Origin of the sequence: Acinetobacter sp. NPDC052428 (assembly GCF_044547685.1) — a bacterium.
Classification (GTDB): Bacteria; Pseudomonadota; Gammaproteobacteria; order Pseudomonadales; family Moraxellaceae; genus Acinetobacter; species Acinetobacter lwoffii_G.
The window spans coordinates 1-16,596 of sequence record NZ_JBIUAT010000044.1 but is presented as its reverse complement, the minus strand read 5'-3'; the positions used below and the strand labels follow the sequence as shown (position 1 = coordinate 16,596).

The window sequence follows — 16,596 nt, the reverse complement described above, 5'->3', positions numbered from 1 at the left end:
ACTTTAAAAGCTTTATTTTCACCCGATAAAATACCCATAAAACAAGAGGAAGCTCAAATGAGCTTCCTCTTGTGAAAAATTGTGGGACAGCAATGGTCGAAAGACTCCTTTTTTTTGTCCCGTATTTGCTGTGTTGTTTTATTTAAGGCATAAAAAAAGAGTGTTTATAAAAACACTCTTTAATTAAATCATCATCTAAAACGGCTTAAAGGCGCATTTCAATACCTTGGGCTGCCATATAGGCTTTGGCTTCCGGAATGGTGTGCTGGCCAAAATGAAAAATTGAAGCTGCCAGTACTGCATCAGCACCACCATGGATAATGCCGTCCGCCAAATGCTGTAAATTACCCACACCACCAGAAGCAATCGTCGGTACCGTGACGCGGTCATTGATGGCACGCATCAGGGCAATGTCGTAACCGGCTTTGGTGCCATCGGCATCCATCGAAGTAATCAGTAATTCACCTGCGCCGAAGTCAGCCATTTTCACAGCCCATTCAATCGCATCAATCCCGGTTTCTTTACGGCCACCGTGGGTGAAAATTTCCCATTTGTGGTCGCCAGTTTTTTTGGCATCAATTGCAACCACGATGCACTGCGCGCCAAAGCGTTGAGACGCTTCCTGCACAAACTCGGGATTATAAATCGCAGCCGAGTTGATGCTGACTTTGTCTGCACCGGCATTGAGTAATAGACGGATATCTTCGACTTTACGTACACCGCCACCGACAGTCAGAGGTACAAAAACCGATTCAGCCATGCGTTCTACTGTGCGGTAAGTCGTATCGCGTCCATGATGTGTAGCGGTAATATCAAGGAAAGTAATTTCATCGGCACCTTGTTCATTATAACGGCGCGCCACTTCGACCGGGTCACCCGCATCACGAATATCAAGGAACTGGACACCCTTGACCACGCGGCCGTTATCCACGTCCAGACAAGGAATAATACGTTTAGCTAGCATAAATTTTTCCAATTATTACAGCCGATTATGAAACTCACCCACGCAAGCGCTACACCTTGGCAGATGGAAACGGTATTCTAGCAAAATTATGTAAGTTTTTTCGCAGGTTTTCTATGTCGGTTTATACCACTTTGACTTTAAAGGAAGTTCAGGATTTTGCGGCGCCTTATGGTTTAAAGGTGATTGATCTGATTCCCATTCAAGGCGGTATTCAAAATACCAACTACTTTTTAGTCTGCGAAGACCAGCAATATGTGCTGACCGTATTTGAAGATATGGATGAACAGGCAGCAGGTGAGCTGGTTCCTGTTTTAGAACATCTGGGTCACGCCGGGTTGGCCGTTCCAGTGCCTTTATCCCATTCAGGCAAAGCCATTCACAGCATTAAAGATAAACCGGCACAGATTGCACCACGCCTGATGGGTGAACATCCGATGCCATCTACCGTCGCGCAGGTTGAAGCGATTGCAGTGGCTCAGGCGAAAATGCATGTGGCACTCAAAGACTTTAAATTAGAACGTAATTTTGTGCGTGATCATGCCTATTGGCTGGCCGTTTCTCAAGAGATTAAACCAAGTTTAAGTCCGGCAGATAAAGTCTTGCTCGGTAAATTATTAGGTTTATATGAGGCGTTGACAGCGGTATATCCGGATCGTCCACGCGGTTTTATTCATTCGGATCTGTTCCGTGACAATACCTTGTTTGAAGGCGATCAGCTGAATGGCATTCTGGATTTTTATGAGCTGAATAAAGATGAATGGTTGTTCGATATTGCCATTACGTTAAATGATTTCTGTACCGAATATCCTGACGTGGTCTTGAACGAAGAAAAAGCGATTGCCTTTTTAAATGCCTATGAAACGATTCGTTCTTTAACCAGTGATGAACGCGCCTGTCTGGAATTGTATCTGGCCATGGCGGCAGGACGGTTCTGGATGATGCGCCTGCAGGTGGCTCAGCGTAATGCAGCATTAGGCCGGACGGGCGAAGATATTTTGCAAAAAAATCCGAATGAAATGCGTAATATGCTGATTGAACGCTTAAAATTCGTCACCGCTTAAACAATCAAATCAAAAGGGATAGGGGATATGCGCGATCAGGGACGTTTGGTGGAATGGTTTGATGATCAGGGTTATGGTTTTATCCAGCCCAGTGACCCAGCCAAAGATCGCGTATTTCTGCATATCAAGGACTTTGCCAAGCCTGGCCCACGTCCAATCGTGGGCTGTGCGCTGGATTATCTGGTGATTCTGGATGAATGCGGACGTTATCGCGCACAGCAGGTCATGTACCTGAAAGCCGCACAAGCCAAAAGTCTGCAAGCCAAACTCAAACCGTCCAAGCCACAGCAGGCACAGAAATTACAGCCGATGCAGATTGCCTGTGTGCTCTATATTCTTTTTTTGGTGGCTTTGACCTTGGGCAGTTTACTCAGTGGACTGGTGTTGTTACTGGTCAGCCTGATGAACGCGCTCAGCTACTGGCTCTATGCGCAAGACAAGGAAGCAGCCCAGCTGGGTAATCGTCGTATTCCGGAAAATACTCTGCATCTGGTGGCCTTCTTGGGCGGCTGGCCGGCAGCCTGGCTGGCACAGCAGAAATTACGGCATAAAACACAAAAACAACCTTTCCGGCAGATATATTTTTGTACCATAGCCTTTAACATCATTTTGATTATATGGCTGATTTCCCCATTGAATAGTTTAAATATCTAGGGGAAGTACCAGGAGGGGACGTGAATTATTCCATTGATAAAGACTCAAACCGCACACTGACTTTTGCACTGTACATTTTATATATTGTGGCCATTTTTAGTGCTGGCCTGCTGGCTGTCGTGGCGTTGATCATTAACTATGTGAAACGGCGCGATGTGCGCGGTTCCATCTTTGAAAGCCATTTTACCTGGCAGATCCGCAGTTTCTGGTGGTATCTGTTCTGGAATATCGTCGCCTTTATTCCATTTTTCTTTTTGTTCTTTACCGGCGAAGATCCTGACCTGTTTGCAGGGGTCGCATTTGGTGCATCCGCGTTCTGTTTGGTAGTGGTGGTTTTGGCCTGGATCTGGATTGTGTATCGGGCGATTCGCGGCATCATGCGCTTAAATGACAATAGACCGATGTATAGCAAATAATTTTAGCCGTATTTCCCCAGAGAAAAAATCCCCCTTTTTTAAGGGGGGATTTAGCAGAATTAAGAAAGATCTTGTTTTAATTGTTCTGTTGGATCTTTTCTTAAAAACTTTGGTTTCCATTCACTGGCAATTACGCCAAGTACCACCATCAATCCGCCTAATAAAGCCAGTGACGGTAAACGTTCTCCGGCCAGACGGCCAAACAGGGCTGCCCATACCGGTTCACCTGCATAGATAATCGCTGCTTGCGAAGGATCCACCATGCGCTGAGCCCAGTTCATCACCAGTTGGATCAAGGCACTGGCAATGCCTAAACCGACTAAAATTCCTGCCAGATGCCAGTGAAATCCAGGTAACTGAGATTCACCTAAAACAGGTGCGATCATGAAGCAGAACAGGGATGCAAAAATCAGTTGCAGCACCGTGACCCGGCGGACATTGACCTGCTCGGCAAAATGGCTGATAAAAATAATCTCCAGTGCAATCGCAATCGAACCGAGCAAAGTCAGGGTTTGCCCGAAACTGAGCTGAATCGCAGCAAAGCCATTTCCTGTCAAAAACACCAGACCGATAAAGGCAAACAGTGCTCCGATCCAGGTCATGACATGCGGTTTTTTACGGAACATTAACCAGAGCAGGATTGGAACCAGTGGAACATACAAGGCGGTTAAAAAAGCCGATTCGCTGCTGCTGATGGTCTGCAAGCCCACAGTTTGAGTGCCGTAGCCAATCGCGATCATGATGCCAATCACCGCGCCAGCGAACACTTCTTTCAGGTTCATGCCTTTTAGCGACTTCAGTGAAATTAGGGTGACAGCAAGCGCTGCCGCAGCAAAGCGCAGGCCGACAAACATAATCGGACTGCTAAAATTTAGCCCGTATTGCACAGTAATAAAACTGCCGCCCCAGATAATGGTGATCAGGATCAGGGCGAGTTGCGGTGCTTTTACCATCCAGCCGGAGTGATTTTTGGAAATAAGTGTAGACATGCCAGGAGATCAGAAAATTAAAAAAATAAAAAAGAGGTCCGAAGACCTCTTTTACAGCAGACTTAATTATAGCGCCTGTTGCTCATCTAGCAATAACTGTGCTTCACGCAAGCTTAATGTACCTTCGTAAATCGCACGGCCGGTAATTGCACCTAAAATACCCGGTTGGTCTTTCAGGTTACGCACGTCATCCAGATTGGTCACGCCGCCTGAAGCAATCACAGGCAAACCTGAGTATTGCGCCAGATTCACGGTTTGCTCAATATTCACACCCTGCATCATGCCATCACGCGCGATATCCGTGTAGACAATGCTTGACACGCCAGCATCGGCAAAACGTTTCGCCAGGTCAGTAGCCTTGACATCAGTCACATTGGCCCAGCCATCTGTTGCTACCATGCCATTCATGGCATCAATCCCAACAATAATATGACCAGCAAATTTTCGACATGCTTCTTCAACAAATTCAGGATCCTGAACTGCTTTGGTGCCAATGATCACAAAAGAAACACCGGCTTGCAGATAATGCTCAATGGTTTCCAGAGAACGGATACCACCACCAATCTGGATCGGCAAATCAGGTTGAGATCGGACGATGGCTTCAACCACTGGTTTATGGATTGGCGTACCTGCGAAAGCACCGTTTAAATCTACTAAATGCAAGCGGCGAGCGCCTTCATTTACCCAATGCTGTGCTGTTGCGACCGGATCGTCTGAAAATACGGTATCGTCTTCCATACGACCTTGTTTTAAACGGACACATTTGCCATCTTTCAGGTCAATTGCAGGGATGATCAGCATGCTTTCGCTCCTTGCTTAATCTTTAGAATGAATTTGAGTGTATTCATCTTAGCAAATAAAGTCGAAATTTCTAACTCTTAAACGGTATGAATAAAGAAAACCTGTCCATAGATAGGTAGCAGTGAGGTAATTTATTTTAATGGTTTTAATGATCCGTCTCTTGAATGGCAATCAGATTTTCCACAACGGGTCGTGTACTGAGCGGATCGATAATCGAAGCTGTAAGACCTGTTAAAGTCACAGCTCTCTCATCGAACGCGCTCATCCCAGCTTTTATGAGACATTAATTTGCCAGAACCAACACGCCACTTAAGCGCTTAAGCCGTCGATGAAGGACGGATTCGCAATTTCAGTGAAGTATTGGGAATCTCTCTGGGTAATAAATCCCGACGTTGTAATTCTTCAAATACCAGCACGGGCGCATAGGCATCTGCGGCTGCATAAGCAATTTGTGCCGGGCTGAGCTTCTTGCTGGCCCAGTTCGAAGTACTAATCCGTTTCGATTTGGGGAAATTCAGTTGAAACAACAACGCCATGGCATTTTTTAATCCGACCGGATTGTTTAAACCAAAAGCTTTAAAACATTTAGACAGTTCAATCACACTATTCAGTTCAATGCCTTTTTTACGGAACAGGTGCGCATCATTTTTCAGACCAAAGCCGACCTTGATCTGATCACGACTGGCAAAAATCGGTTTAAGAAAATCCCAGATCGCCGGATTCATTTGAAATAAATAGGCTTTGTCTAAAGTCGCCAGCTGAATCAGATGTGGCCCAGAGGAGACTTCCCCGACTTTAAAGGTCGGCTTGGATTCAGAATCGAAACCTAGGACTGCATGGCTTTTTAGCTCCTGTTCAAGAGCATAACATTGTTCCATGCTATTAATCACCTGAATCTGTTGCATCGGAAGATTTTGAAATACAGGAAAGGCCTGAATTTGTTCCTTGCTTGGTAAAATGTCCAGCCGCTGTTCCATACGCATTAATCATGAAATGAATGCGTTCAGCTTAATCACTTTTGCTGTTCTAGGCAAAATAAAGCCCATGCAGAATGGGCTTTATGCAAAATTTAAACAGGATTAATCAGTGTGATAGCTACTCTGTTCCATCTGCGCCTGTTGAGCACGTTCAACATAATTCTGATAAGCAGGGACAGCAAAAGCTGCCAAAATAACCGCGAGTACCAGATACAGCACCACCAAAAGCGTTTCCCAGCCACGTGTCGTGCGTGGAGGGCCATATTAATTATTTTCGTTGTGACCTGGTGCCAATAACAGGTAAAGTGTAAAGACAAGGTTCACGACAGGCACAAAAATCAGTAAAGAAAGCCAGCCATTATGATTACGGTCATGTAAACGACGAATTAAAAAAATCACGCTAAAATAAATCGCAACGCCGTAGATCAAAACTAACATCACCATTAAAGGCATGGACATTTTACCATCTAAAGTCTCTGGACTCATTCCAGGTAAAATGAAAGCAGCAATGATCCCGATGATCATAAAGCAAAAACCAAGCAGCATATTCCATGCGATATAAGAACGTCGCCCAAAACGTCCTGATGCATTCCACCCCGAATCCTGAATTGTATTACTCATTATTTTTCCTTTGTTTTCATTAGATTTTTTATAAGCAAGTCTATGATAAAGGGATTTTTTACAAGTGAAAAGTGTAAAAAATAACCAATAAAAAAGCCCGCAATCTGCGTAATGCCAGTCAGTTAAGAAATTGACTGGCATTTTCTTGGATATTTTTGTGCTTTAATTTTCACTACTCGCGGACATTGCCTTTGCCTTTTTTCAGGTAATACAAATATTTTAGATTGTTCAAATAATTGCGCTAAATGTTTGGGTAGGTTTCCTGCTGATTCTAAAGGTGTGTGCCTTAAGATATTGATAATACTCATAGATGCAATATGGAAACTGATCCTTAAAGGACTCACCTTTGCATGTTCAGCGATAAACCTCATCTGTCTTCTTAAGATATTATATGCAATAAATACCCCCCACAATTCTTGATAGACCAAATCAGGTTGTTTGCTTCTTAAAATCCTTGCATCCTGTAAATCACTTTTAATTTCCCGATAACACATTTCTATTTCCCAACGCTGGATATAAAGCATTGCAAGGTCTTTGAATGGATAAACTTTAGAATCTGTTAATGATGTAATGTAACGTCTTATTTTTCCTGCATATTCAACTTCAATTAAACGTGCTTCCCAATAGTCACCCAATGACGGATTTATCTTTTTTGCTCTTGCTGAAACAGGCATTTTGATCTGAAAGTCATGGGCCGCATTATGATGAATCACTTCATAACGCAGGTTGTCCTTTGCTCGCATCAACCAATGACTCTCTTCTGCCTGAGATTGCCAGCTCACTAAAAAATCAGCAGAGAAGTAAGCACGATCAAATAGGGTAATACTGCGAACTGGTGCTTTTAATTGACTGGCTAAGGTTAATTCACCTTGATCCATACTGCCCATTTGGGCATCAATCATTTCATGGGTATTGGTATTCACCAGGCAAGTCGCTCTAACTTGTGGGTAAGGTGCAGCTGCTGTTTTGCCTTTGGATGAACCAAAGTGCTTAAAGTTTTCTTCTGTATGAGGCATAGACCAAACCACACCATCTACAGCACAAACGCATAGACCGTGAAAGTTGCTATATTGTTGTTGTGAGTCTTTAAACCATGCCTGACTTAATGTCGAAAATAAAGCACTCATGGGTTCTAAGCCTAAGCGTTGTCTTGCTTGTACGGATGCACTCGGTACACAGTATTCTGCCGTACCGAAAACAAGTTGCAATTGTTGAACCACATACCAAATCGGTTGATTTCGAAATAGAGCAAGTCCGATTACCAGCCAAACAACATGTTCAGCAGGCAGTTTTCTTTTTCGAATTGATGCTTTACCTGTTTGGTCTAAGCAATCTTCAATCCAGTTTAAATCAATCAATTCACTGAATTGTGAAAGTGAAGGTAGGGTTTGTTTTAATGTTAAATCTAGATTCTGAGATAAATTCATAAAAAAAGAGCGTATTTACATACGCTCTTTTTACAGCATTTTAACTTTTTTTGCTTAACTGACTGGCATTACGCAATCTGCGAGCTTTTAGGCGAAAGGAAAATCAGATTTTCCAGTCCACAAAGTTTTTCAATAACTGCAAACCGGCAGTATGACTTTTTTCCGGATGGAACTGGGTCGCGAACAGGTTTTCTTTATGAATTGCAGTACAGAACTCAATGCCATAGGTACAAGTAGCTGCCACCAAGTCTGAATCTTGTGGTTCTACATAGTAGCTATGTACAAAGTAGAAACGCGCATCCTGTTCGATATCGTTCCACATCGGATGATCGGGATCGGCCTGATGCACCTGGTTCCAGCCCATATGCGGCACTTTTAAACCCGCCATTTCCGGAAAATGCTTAACCGCACCTTCGAAAATACCCAGTGCATCAGTACCACCATTCTCTTCAGAATGCTGCATCAAGGCTTGCATGCCGACACAAATGGCCAACACCGGTTTGTTAAATACGGCATTGCGTACCACTTCATCAATTCCGGCTTCATGCATACCTTGCATGCAGTCACGCATCGCGCCTACGCCCGGAAAGACAATCTTGTCTGCTTGCGCAATCAGTTTTGGATCATTGGTCACATCAACTGTGGCACCGACATGTTCTAATGCTTTTGCCGCAGAGTGCAAATTTCCCATGCCATAATCAAGAAGGGCAATACGGGTCATTACAGTGTACCTTTGGTTGAAGCTACTGTATTGGCAGCACGTGGATCCACTTCACAGGCCATACGCAGCGCACGCGCAAATGCTTTAAATACGCTTTCGATCTGGTGATGGCTGTTTTTGCCTTTCAGGTTGTCGATATGCACCGTCATCAAGGAATGGTTTACAAAGCCCTGGAAAAACTCAGAGAATAAATCCACATCAAAACGGCCGATCATGGCACGGGTAAATGGAATATCCATAAACAGACCCGGACGACCAGACAGATCCACCACGACACGGCTTAAAGACTCATCGAGTGGCGCATAGAAATGACCATAGCGTTTCAGGCCTTTTTTATCGCCTAATGCCTGTGCAAATGCCTGACCCAGCGTAATACCGCAGTCTTCCACAGTATGATGGTCGTCAATTTCCAGGTCGCCATCACAATGAATATCAATATCAAACAGGCCATGACGCTTGATTTGATCAATCATATGATCTAAAAAGGGAATACCCGTGTTTAAGGTGCCTTGACCAGTACCATCGAGATTCAAACGAACTCGAATTTTGGTTTCGTTGGTATTTCTTACCACTTCACTGATACGATCTGTCATAGACACGTTCCTCAAATACGTCAAAATGATTGATGTAGAAAATATTTTCGCCGTGACGAAGTCACCGCATATTAGATTGCTCAGGAGGGTTTATCAATGCCTATCACCGTACATGCTTATACTTCTTTAGAAAATGACGAAGTGCGCAGCCAGCTTGAGCGACTGTATGACACGAGCCCTGAATTTAGTGACGGGGCAGATGCCATGGAACAACTAGAGCAAAACCTTGCACAGTATACCTCAGTTTATAGCGCAGAATTTAATAGCAAAATTATTGGGGCAATCTGGTGCACCGGACAGGGTGAAAGCCGGATTCTGGAAAATATCGTCGTACATCCGGCCAACCGTGGTCGTGGCGTTGCAGAAAGGCTGGTGAGCGAAGTTTGCCGCATGGAAGAAGAAAAAGGCGTGAAAAACTTTGTGCCGGGCTGTGGGGCCATTCATCGTTGTCTGGCCAAGCTGGAAAAAATCTGAAGATAGAGCAATATCAAGCAGCCGTTAGGCTGCTTTTTTATGTAAATAAGGGCTTAAATCTGTTTTATTACTGAGGTCTTTGGTAAAAACTGTTCGATTTATGACTCAAATTCACGCGAGTTGATGGAAAAGTAAACATTTAACGAAAATTATTCTCTCTGCTCTTGACGATTTACAACTGAAACTGTTTAATACGCGACATCGGCGTGATAGCTCAGTAGGTAGAGCAACGGATTGAAAATCCGTGTGTCCCCAGTTCGATCCTGGGTCTCGCCACCATATTTTAAAACGATTTCAAAGTTTTCAATCCCTGATCCCATCAGGGATTTTTTTTAGGCCAAAAATCAGCCACTCAAATATTTTTTTCATAATTTTGATTGACTAATGAGGCCAGATACGGCTTAATACACCGCATCGGCGTGATAGCTCAGTAGGTAGAGCAACGGATTGAAAATCCGTGTGTCCCCAGTTCGATCCTGGGTCTCGCCACCATATTCAAAAAATCCTCAAACGTTGTTTGGGGATTTTTTTTGCCTGCACCAAAGCCAGATCAGCATTCTTTTCTATTTTTCAGTTGTTTCAAATTCTTCTCTTTCTAGGTTTCCTGCCTTTTTATGCATCATTGACCGTTTATCAAACTTAACAATAGGCACTGGCATTATTTGTAAGATTTAGCTTTGACGCTTTCCCTTTTCCAGACGAGGGTGAAAATGATGAATCTCCTAACACCAATTAAACTAGGCCTTCTTACGGCCTGTACTGCTTTTAGCCTACCGATATTAAGCTATGCTGCGCCTGCTGCTGATTCAGTGGTGTTGCCGACTCTGACCGTCATGGCGGAACCGGAACTGCGCGCCGTGACTGAAAAAATATTGCCTTATCAGGAACAGAACAGCCAGCGTAAGGCCCTGCAAATGCGCCTGGTGAAAATTGAACGTGAAATTCAGGCCTATAGCGTGGATGGCGACGTAGTGGCGAATATTGATGTGATGCGTGCACCTGCCGATCCTGATCTGGATAGCTTGCCTGTGGTGTTCCGTGAATATGTATTGGCCATCGCACAGGGCTTGCAGTCTTCAGACCCAAGAAATGGGGTGTATGTATTACTGCAACCTTTTGGAATTAACCGCGATGCCACCAATGTGAATATTGTTCGGGAACAATTCGACCCGAACCGGCTGAATCTGAGCCTGCCATTTAATTCCCCATAATGTGCGCCTGTCGGTCTAGATAATTTTGTTTAACAAGCTTATTCAAGCTGTCATGCAACGAGATCGACAAAATAGTGTTCGGGGAAAGGGTAGGTGCATATTCTCATTAATTTGAACAGGCATTCTTATATACACTTGAACACCTGTTCTTACTTTACTTGGACGCTGATTAAGTTTAGATATAAATTCAAGAATTACGAAGTAATATTTAAAGAAGATAGTTTTAGTCTAAACTGATGTAGATTCTCTAAAGTATTTTCTTTCTGTTCAATATGTTCAATCAAACCTTGCAGATTATTTTGAATTTCACCAATAATTTTATTGACCAAAATTTGTTGCATACTCTCAAAATACTGCTCAAGGTCATGTTCAGCCTGTTTGGTTAATTGCACAACATGTTCAGAAAGCGTAGAGATTGCTTGGTGATGTGCTTGCTTTAACTGCTGAATTTCACTATTAGTTACCTTTCCTATGCCAAACTTATCTACAATACGATCTACAACTTGGCTTACATCAAGATTAAGCTTAGGGGGTTCATAACTTTCTAAACACTGGCTAACTTGGAGTTTAAAAAAGTCCACATCAAAATCAGGGTCACTAGTATCAAACAGATTGATTGCAGCCATCACGATATTTTTTCTAAGTTTAGGCATATCAATAATGCTATTTAAACTACGTTGTAACTGCCCTACAGCTGTACGTCCAAATGTTTCAATCTGCTCAATACTATCCTGAACCTGGGCATAAGGTGTAACTATGACTTTCTCACGTGTTCCAGTACCACCTACACCAAAAAATCTCGCCACTCCAGCCCAAAAACCACTTTTTTCGTATTGTTCATATTCAATTTTTCTATCTTCCGAGATACTGATGGATAGAAAAGCTTGACGTTCTGTCTGTAATTGCAGAGATAATCCTCGCACTTGATGACTAACTGCTTTAGACTCTTCATGAATCGTATATTCAAGTTTTGAACGTCCATTTTTCATATTTTTTTCAATGATTTGCTTTTGAGTATTTAACTGTTCAATACTTTGGTTATCCAATAAGTCAATTTTGTCATTAACTAACTTTAATAACTCTTGCTGAATAGCTTGAGTACGTTGTTGCACCCCTTCTAATAATAAGGTTACTTTCGCTTGAGTTAGTTCTTGTTTACGTTCTTTTTGCTGTTCAATAACCTTACGTAATTCAATGATATTTGAAAACTGCTCGAGTTGTTCTACATTAAAATTAAAACTAGTATCAAAACACAGTGCATCATACTGTTCCTGTAACTCACTCGATAAATTAGGTAAGTCTTCAGCAATACGCCACGTTAAAGCAGAAATTAAATGGGGTTCTGTACTTTGAATGACAGTTAATAGGGCTTTAGAAGCTTCGTCTAAATCAGGATTACTTAGATGTTGCTTTATTTGTGTTTCAGTCATCTGTTGAATTTTTTTATCTAGCAACTGCATCATTGCTGAAATTGTAGCTTGTGGGCGAACTTCAACAGGATATCGTTGAGCTAATAATTTTGCATCCGTCAGAATTTGTCTGTCCATGCGAAAGACTAAGTCACGCTGCGAACCCACTAAAAATACTGCTTTACTGTCGATACCAGATGCCGTTAATTGTTCTCGTAATAATCTTAAATCTGAAACTGTTAAAAATTGACTGACAATTGACAATAAAAATACGACATCGCATTGACCTAAAAAAGTTCTGGTCTGTTGTCCACGAGAAATAACAGGGTCATTAAACCCTGGAGTGTCATAAATCTCTATACCATGCAAACGTTCATCATTGATATAAATTGAGAACATTTTAGTAATCGCTGTAAATTTACCTTGACTACCAACATAATTTTTTAACTCATTTGCTAATTCGACTAATGATGTAGCCTCGATCCGCTTTTTTGTACCTAAATATTGTTGTAAATTGAGTTGACGAGCCATATCAACTAGCTCACGACAAGAGCGCAATTCTTCGCTAATTTTGCTTTGAATAATGGCAGGGTCAATATTTTTAGGTTTGTTCGGTACTATTTTCTTTATATTACCAAACAGACTTTTAGGCAGACTTTCTGGTGCTTCTTGGGATAACTGCTGTTCAATTGCTCGATATTGAATATGATATTCTTCAGCAGCTTGATTAATGCTATCCCAATCGTTAACACTATAAAACTCGATTTCGGCATATGGTTTTTCAGCATAACCAATGCGAGTTAAAGCTGCAGTCATTGGAGTCGCAGCTTTAGGTAGAACATCGATTGGAAATAATAAAGCATTTAAGAATGATGATTTTCCTGCTTTCATCTGTCCGACAATTGCGATACGTAAATTTCGACCTTCTTCCTGAGCTACTAACAAGTTTGTATCTAGCGTCTTCGCTATATTAGACAATTCTGAAAAATATTTTTGACTATCTGAAGTAAAGAGTACTGACTGATAATTTTGAATAAGTGTTAGTAATGGTTCAATTGTCGATGATTGCATTGTCTTGTCCTAATATCCACTTAAACCCTTATAAGGTTTATATAAACCATTCTCATATGATGGTTATGGGTTTAACAGTTATGTTAATATGCCATAATTTCGAGGATATTACTTTTTTCTTTATAAAAATAAGCAGTTTAGGGGTGGATATTTTATGACATTTGATTTTAATTTTGATTTTTCTGAAATTGAGAATTCTACACAGCAAAAACCTTTAAACTCGGATGAACAAGCGATTTTAGGACTAATAAAAAAATTATTAAGGCGCAGTGATAATGAAAATGTTTTCTTTCTAGAAAAGTTATCAGGACAACTTGAAAGAGAGTTTCTATTATGGCTAGCAATGTTTAGCAGAAAATCTGTGATTCAAGCAGAATATCAACAGTTACAAAATATTATAAGTTCTTATCAATGGGCGATTCGTTATCCTGATTTCTCTAAGTGTAAAGCTCTAAGTTTAGATGCATTACCTCAAAATGAAATAGAACAACTTTTGAATAATTTAAAAATAGATACTCATTTATCTGAATGGCAAACTTTATTACAACTTTGTACAAAAATCCCTTACATCATTGGTTATCGAGATCAATTTAGCTTAGTGGCTGTAAATAATTTCCATACGCGTATTTCCTTAGAGATTGATGATTTAACCAGTCTTGAAAAAATGTTAATTGGAAAAAAGAATATCAAGGTTGATTTAGCTAGTTTAATCACTTTAGAAATCGGCTTACCAACTTGGATATGGAAGAATACGGTTTTATTGCAGCAAAACACCAACTTGCCATCAAATTTATCTTATTCCCATTTAAATCAACAATTACAGCAGACTGATACACAGATTGCATTACAACACCCTAATGATCAACTCAAACAATTGTTCAAGCGTACTCAATCAAATGGACAAAAACATCTTGATGAATTGAAACAGCAATTGTCATTACTCACACAAACTTTACTTGATGATGAAAAATTTAATGCATCTGAACTCAAGATGATTGCTGAATTGCAAGCAAATAGCCGTAAAGAAATCACCCTGTTAAAAAACAAAATTAAGCAATTTGAAAAATTTACTCAAAATTTTGAAAATACTTTAAACACTGAATCTGTATAAATTGGAAGCTTAGGAATTTACAATGCAACACCACACCTTAGAAACCATTTATACGTTATTATCGGCATCGACTACACCTAAACAAAATATTAGAGTAGAGATTAAAAAATTATTGCCATTGATTGCTCAACTCGACCCTATAAATTATCTTGATTATTATCAAGAGATTATACTCTTAATACAGCAGATTGAACAAAAAACACAACAAAAACAAATCACAGAGAAAACTATTATTGGTGTAGGTGGTGGTTTTAGTGCTGGAAAATCTAGATTTATTAATAGCTTGCTTGCAATTGAAGCTCTACCCGAAGCTTTGGAGCCATGTACAGCAGTTGCAACTTATCTGAGTGCTAGCCAGCAAGAGCAGACGCATGCCCTTAATTTATTGAATCACCATATCAGTTTGAAATCTGAACAACTAGGGCAGTTACGCCATTTTGTCGGGGATAATCGTACGCAAAATGACATTCAACTCGCTGAATTGATCCAATATGTTCATTTGGGGATTTCACAACTAAAATGGGAACATATCGCTTTTTTGGATACTCCTGGTTATAGCAAGGCAGATGCAGAACATCATCATCATAGTGATGAGAAATTGGCAATCAATCAGTTAAGTAAAGCAGATTATCTTATATGGTTGGTCAATGCTAAGAATGGTACGATTCGTGATGAAGATTTACAGTTCTTGCAAAAAATCACACCAAAAGAACCTATTTTTGTTGTACTTACCCAGTCGGATTTGGTCAATCGCAGTGATATTGAACCGATATTAAAAAGTGTTAGAAAAAATTTAAAAAGTAGAAATATTAAAATTGCGGGACTTATGGCATGGGCTGCACCGATAATGAAGTTAGAGGGAGAACGTATTGCAGGTGATAATATTCAGCAGTGGTTAAATGAAATAAATAAACCTATACATTACTATGTTTTGGAAAACTTAGACAATTTAATACAGACCATACTTTCTAATAATGAGAGTAAAACTAAAAACTTGAAAATAGAAGTTGATCTTTTAAATAATGTTAAAAATAAACAAAAAGACATAACCCAACTAAACGATATTATTGAAGAAAAGGAAATTAATAAAAATATTACAATTACTTTACATACTGAATTGTTAAGTGAAATGGCTAAAATATCAGAAAATTTATTTCAAGATATAGAGCATTCTACTCAATATCATGTAATGCTTATAGAGCATTTATTAAAGAATTCTGATTCCCAAAATACGAACGAAAATATTTATTTACTACTTAATCCTCATACCGTAGGTTCACGTTCTTTAGAATGGTTATACACGCAATCTTTAATAGGGGTAGAGTATGTAAAAAATGAATTCAAACAGTTGACTGACCGCTCTAAATCAAAAGTATTACAGTATAAGTATGCTCTCTTTTTAGAAAAAAATCAGGAGATTGAATCTGCAATCGATTACATGTATTTTTCAGCAACAGATGATTTTAATTTAGCATATGACTGGTTAATTAGATATGCTGAAAAACTCAATATTGAAGCACAATTTAAAATTACAGAATTACTCAAAATTGGGAAGGTAAAAGATGCAAGTAATGTATTTAACTATTGTTATAACGCTATCCGTTATAACAATGACCTGAGATTCTTAAATTTTTTACAATCGCAAGCTATTAATGAAAAAAATGAAGATGCCCAATATTTATTGGCAATTTGTTATACTTTTGGTTATGGCACAATTATTGATTATGAAGAGGCTTATAAATTTTATTGTAATACCAATATAGGAAACTCCATCTATAATAAAATAGTTATTGATTATTTTAACCAAGGTGTAAATCAGAAAAATGCTATTCAATTTGCAAAACAAAACAAAACAAAACAAAATATCAATAAATTAAGAGGAATATTATTTTTTAGAATATTTATAGATCCAATTCCACTTGATTATAAACAAAAAGATATGGAATTTAAATTAAAGTATTTCAATATAATTATTGGATTTATATTCATAATTTTAACTACATTAGGACTTACGCATTGACGGATTCAAAAAAGTATTACAATAGTTTATAACGTATCTGTGATCAGACGAACTAAACATGCTTCTACAGCAACTT

15 protein-coding genes, 2 tRNA genes and 1 pseudogene are annotated in these 16,596 nt (G+C 40.0%); 9 read left to right on the top strand and 9 right to left on the bottom strand.

From position 1 onward, the window contains the following. Window positions 1-205: 205 nt before the first annotated feature. On the bottom strand, window positions 206-964 hold the full coding sequence (gene hisF, locus ACIG3F_RS14970) for an imidazole glycerol phosphate synthase subunit HisF (protein WP_004647284.1): 759 nt from the start codon (window positions 962-964) through the stop codon (window positions 206-208). Between the two features lie 113 nt (window positions 965-1,077). Here hisF and ACIG3F_RS14965 point away from each other — a divergent pair, with 113 nt between their 5' ends. Genes ACIG3F_RS14965 through ACIG3F_RS14955 form a run of 3 tightly spaced genes read left to right on the top strand, consistent with a single transcriptional unit; the run spans window position 1,078 to window position 3,095 of the window. After that, on the top strand, window positions 1,078-2,025 hold the full coding sequence (locus ACIG3F_RS14965; protein WP_396470421.1) for a homoserine kinase: 948 nt from the start codon (window positions 1,078-1,080) through the stop codon (window positions 2,023-2,025). 27 nt (window positions 2,026-2,052) lie between these two features. Beyond that, a complete protein-coding gene (locus tag ACIG3F_RS14960; RefSeq protein WP_396470420.1) occupies window positions 2,053-2,679 on the top strand; it encodes a DUF1294 domain-containing protein in 627 nt (208 codons plus the stop codon). 20 nt (window positions 2,680-2,699) lie between these two features. Then, window positions 2,700-3,095, top strand: a complete 396-nt coding sequence (locus tag ACIG3F_RS14955; RefSeq protein WP_005105397.1) for a hypothetical protein — start codon at window positions 2,700-2,702, stop codon at window positions 3,093-3,095. Between the two features lie 59 nt (window positions 3,096-3,154). On the opposite strand, the gene ACIG3F_RS14950 is transcribed toward ACIG3F_RS14955, so the two are convergent. The 7 genes and pseudogenes from ACIG3F_RS14950 to hisB all read right to left on the bottom strand — a co-directional run bounded on the left by ACIG3F_RS14950 (window position 3,155) and on the right by hisB (window position 9,224). Continuing rightward, complete coding sequence (locus ACIG3F_RS14950; RefSeq protein WP_396470419.1) at window positions 3,155-4,084, bottom strand: DMT family transporter; 930 nt, start codon at window positions 4,082-4,084, stop codon at window positions 3,155-3,157. 66 nt (window positions 4,085-4,150) lie between these two features. Continuing rightward, window positions 4,151-4,885 (bottom strand): 1-(5-phosphoribosyl)-5-[(5-phosphoribosylamino)methylideneamino]imidazole-4-carboxamide isomerase, encoded by a 735-nt coding sequence (hisA, locus tag ACIG3F_RS14945; protein WP_004278658.1) that lies wholly within the window; start codon window positions 4,883-4,885, stop codon window positions 4,151-4,153. Between the two features lie 317 nt (window positions 4,886-5,202). Continuing rightward, window positions 5,203-5,862 (bottom strand): 3'-5' exonuclease, encoded by a 660-nt coding sequence (locus tag ACIG3F_RS14940; RefSeq protein WP_396470418.1) that lies wholly within the window; start codon window positions 5,860-5,862, stop codon window positions 5,203-5,205. 102 nt (window positions 5,863-5,964) lie between these two features. Then, a pseudogene (locus ACIG3F_RS14935) lies at window positions 5,965-6,483 on the bottom strand (DUF805 domain-containing protein). Between the two features lie 122 nt (window positions 6,484-6,605). Continuing rightward, on the bottom strand, window positions 6,606-7,910 hold the full coding sequence (locus ACIG3F_RS14930; protein ID WP_004282307.1) for an IS4 family transposase: 1,305 nt from the start codon (window positions 7,908-7,910) through the stop codon (window positions 6,606-6,608). A 103-nt stretch (window positions 7,911-8,013) separates the two neighbouring features. After that, window positions 8,014-8,631, bottom strand: coding sequence for an imidazole glycerol phosphate synthase subunit HisH (hisH, locus tag ACIG3F_RS14925; protein ID WP_005108100.1), 618 nt, complete (start codon window positions 8,629-8,631; stop codon window positions 8,014-8,016). Further along, window positions 8,631-9,224 (bottom strand): imidazoleglycerol-phosphate dehydratase HisB, encoded by a 594-nt coding sequence (hisB, locus tag ACIG3F_RS14920; RefSeq protein ID WP_004729244.1) that lies wholly within the window; start codon window positions 9,222-9,224, stop codon window positions 8,631-8,633. The genes hisH and hisB overlap by 1 nt, the downstream gene beginning before the upstream one ends. A 96-nt stretch (window positions 9,225-9,320) precedes the next feature. Here hisB and ACIG3F_RS14915 point away from each other — a divergent pair, with 96 nt between their 5' ends. From ACIG3F_RS14915 to ACIG3F_RS14900, 4 genes are all read left to right on the top strand, one after another. Further along, window positions 9,321-9,698, top strand: coding sequence for a GNAT family N-acetyltransferase (locus ACIG3F_RS14915; protein ID WP_396470417.1), 378 nt, complete (start codon window positions 9,321-9,323; stop codon window positions 9,696-9,698). Window positions 9,699-9,901: 203 nt separating this feature from the next. After that, window positions 9,902-9,977 (top strand) — tRNA-Phe (locus ACIG3F_RS14910). Between the two features lie 137 nt (window positions 9,978-10,114). Next, a tRNA-Phe gene (locus ACIG3F_RS14905) sits at window positions 10,115-10,190 on the top strand. Window positions 10,191-10,411: 221 nt separating this feature from the next. Then, entirely contained in the window at window positions 10,412-10,909 is a 498-nt protein-coding gene (locus ACIG3F_RS14900; RefSeq protein WP_396470422.1) for a hypothetical protein, read from the top strand. A 194-nt stretch (window positions 10,910-11,103) separates the two neighbouring features. On the opposite strand, the gene ACIG3F_RS14895 is transcribed toward ACIG3F_RS14900, so the two are convergent. Continuing rightward, a complete protein-coding gene (locus ACIG3F_RS14895) occupies window positions 11,104-13,389 on the bottom strand; it encodes a dynamin family protein (protein WP_396470416.1) in 2,286 nt (761 codons plus the stop codon). 154 nt (window positions 13,390-13,543) lie between these two features. Between ACIG3F_RS14895 and ACIG3F_RS14890 the strand changes: the two genes are divergently transcribed. After that, entirely contained in the window at window positions 13,544-14,500 is a 957-nt protein-coding gene (locus tag ACIG3F_RS14890) for a hypothetical protein (RefSeq protein ID WP_262458978.1), read from the top strand. A gap of 22 nt (window positions 14,501-14,522) precedes the next feature. Continuing rightward, a complete protein-coding gene (locus ACIG3F_RS14885) occupies window positions 14,523-16,520 on the top strand; it encodes a dynamin family protein (protein ID WP_396470415.1) in 1,998 nt (665 codons plus the stop codon). The last annotated feature ends 76 nt before the right edge of the window (window positions 16,521-16,596 follow it).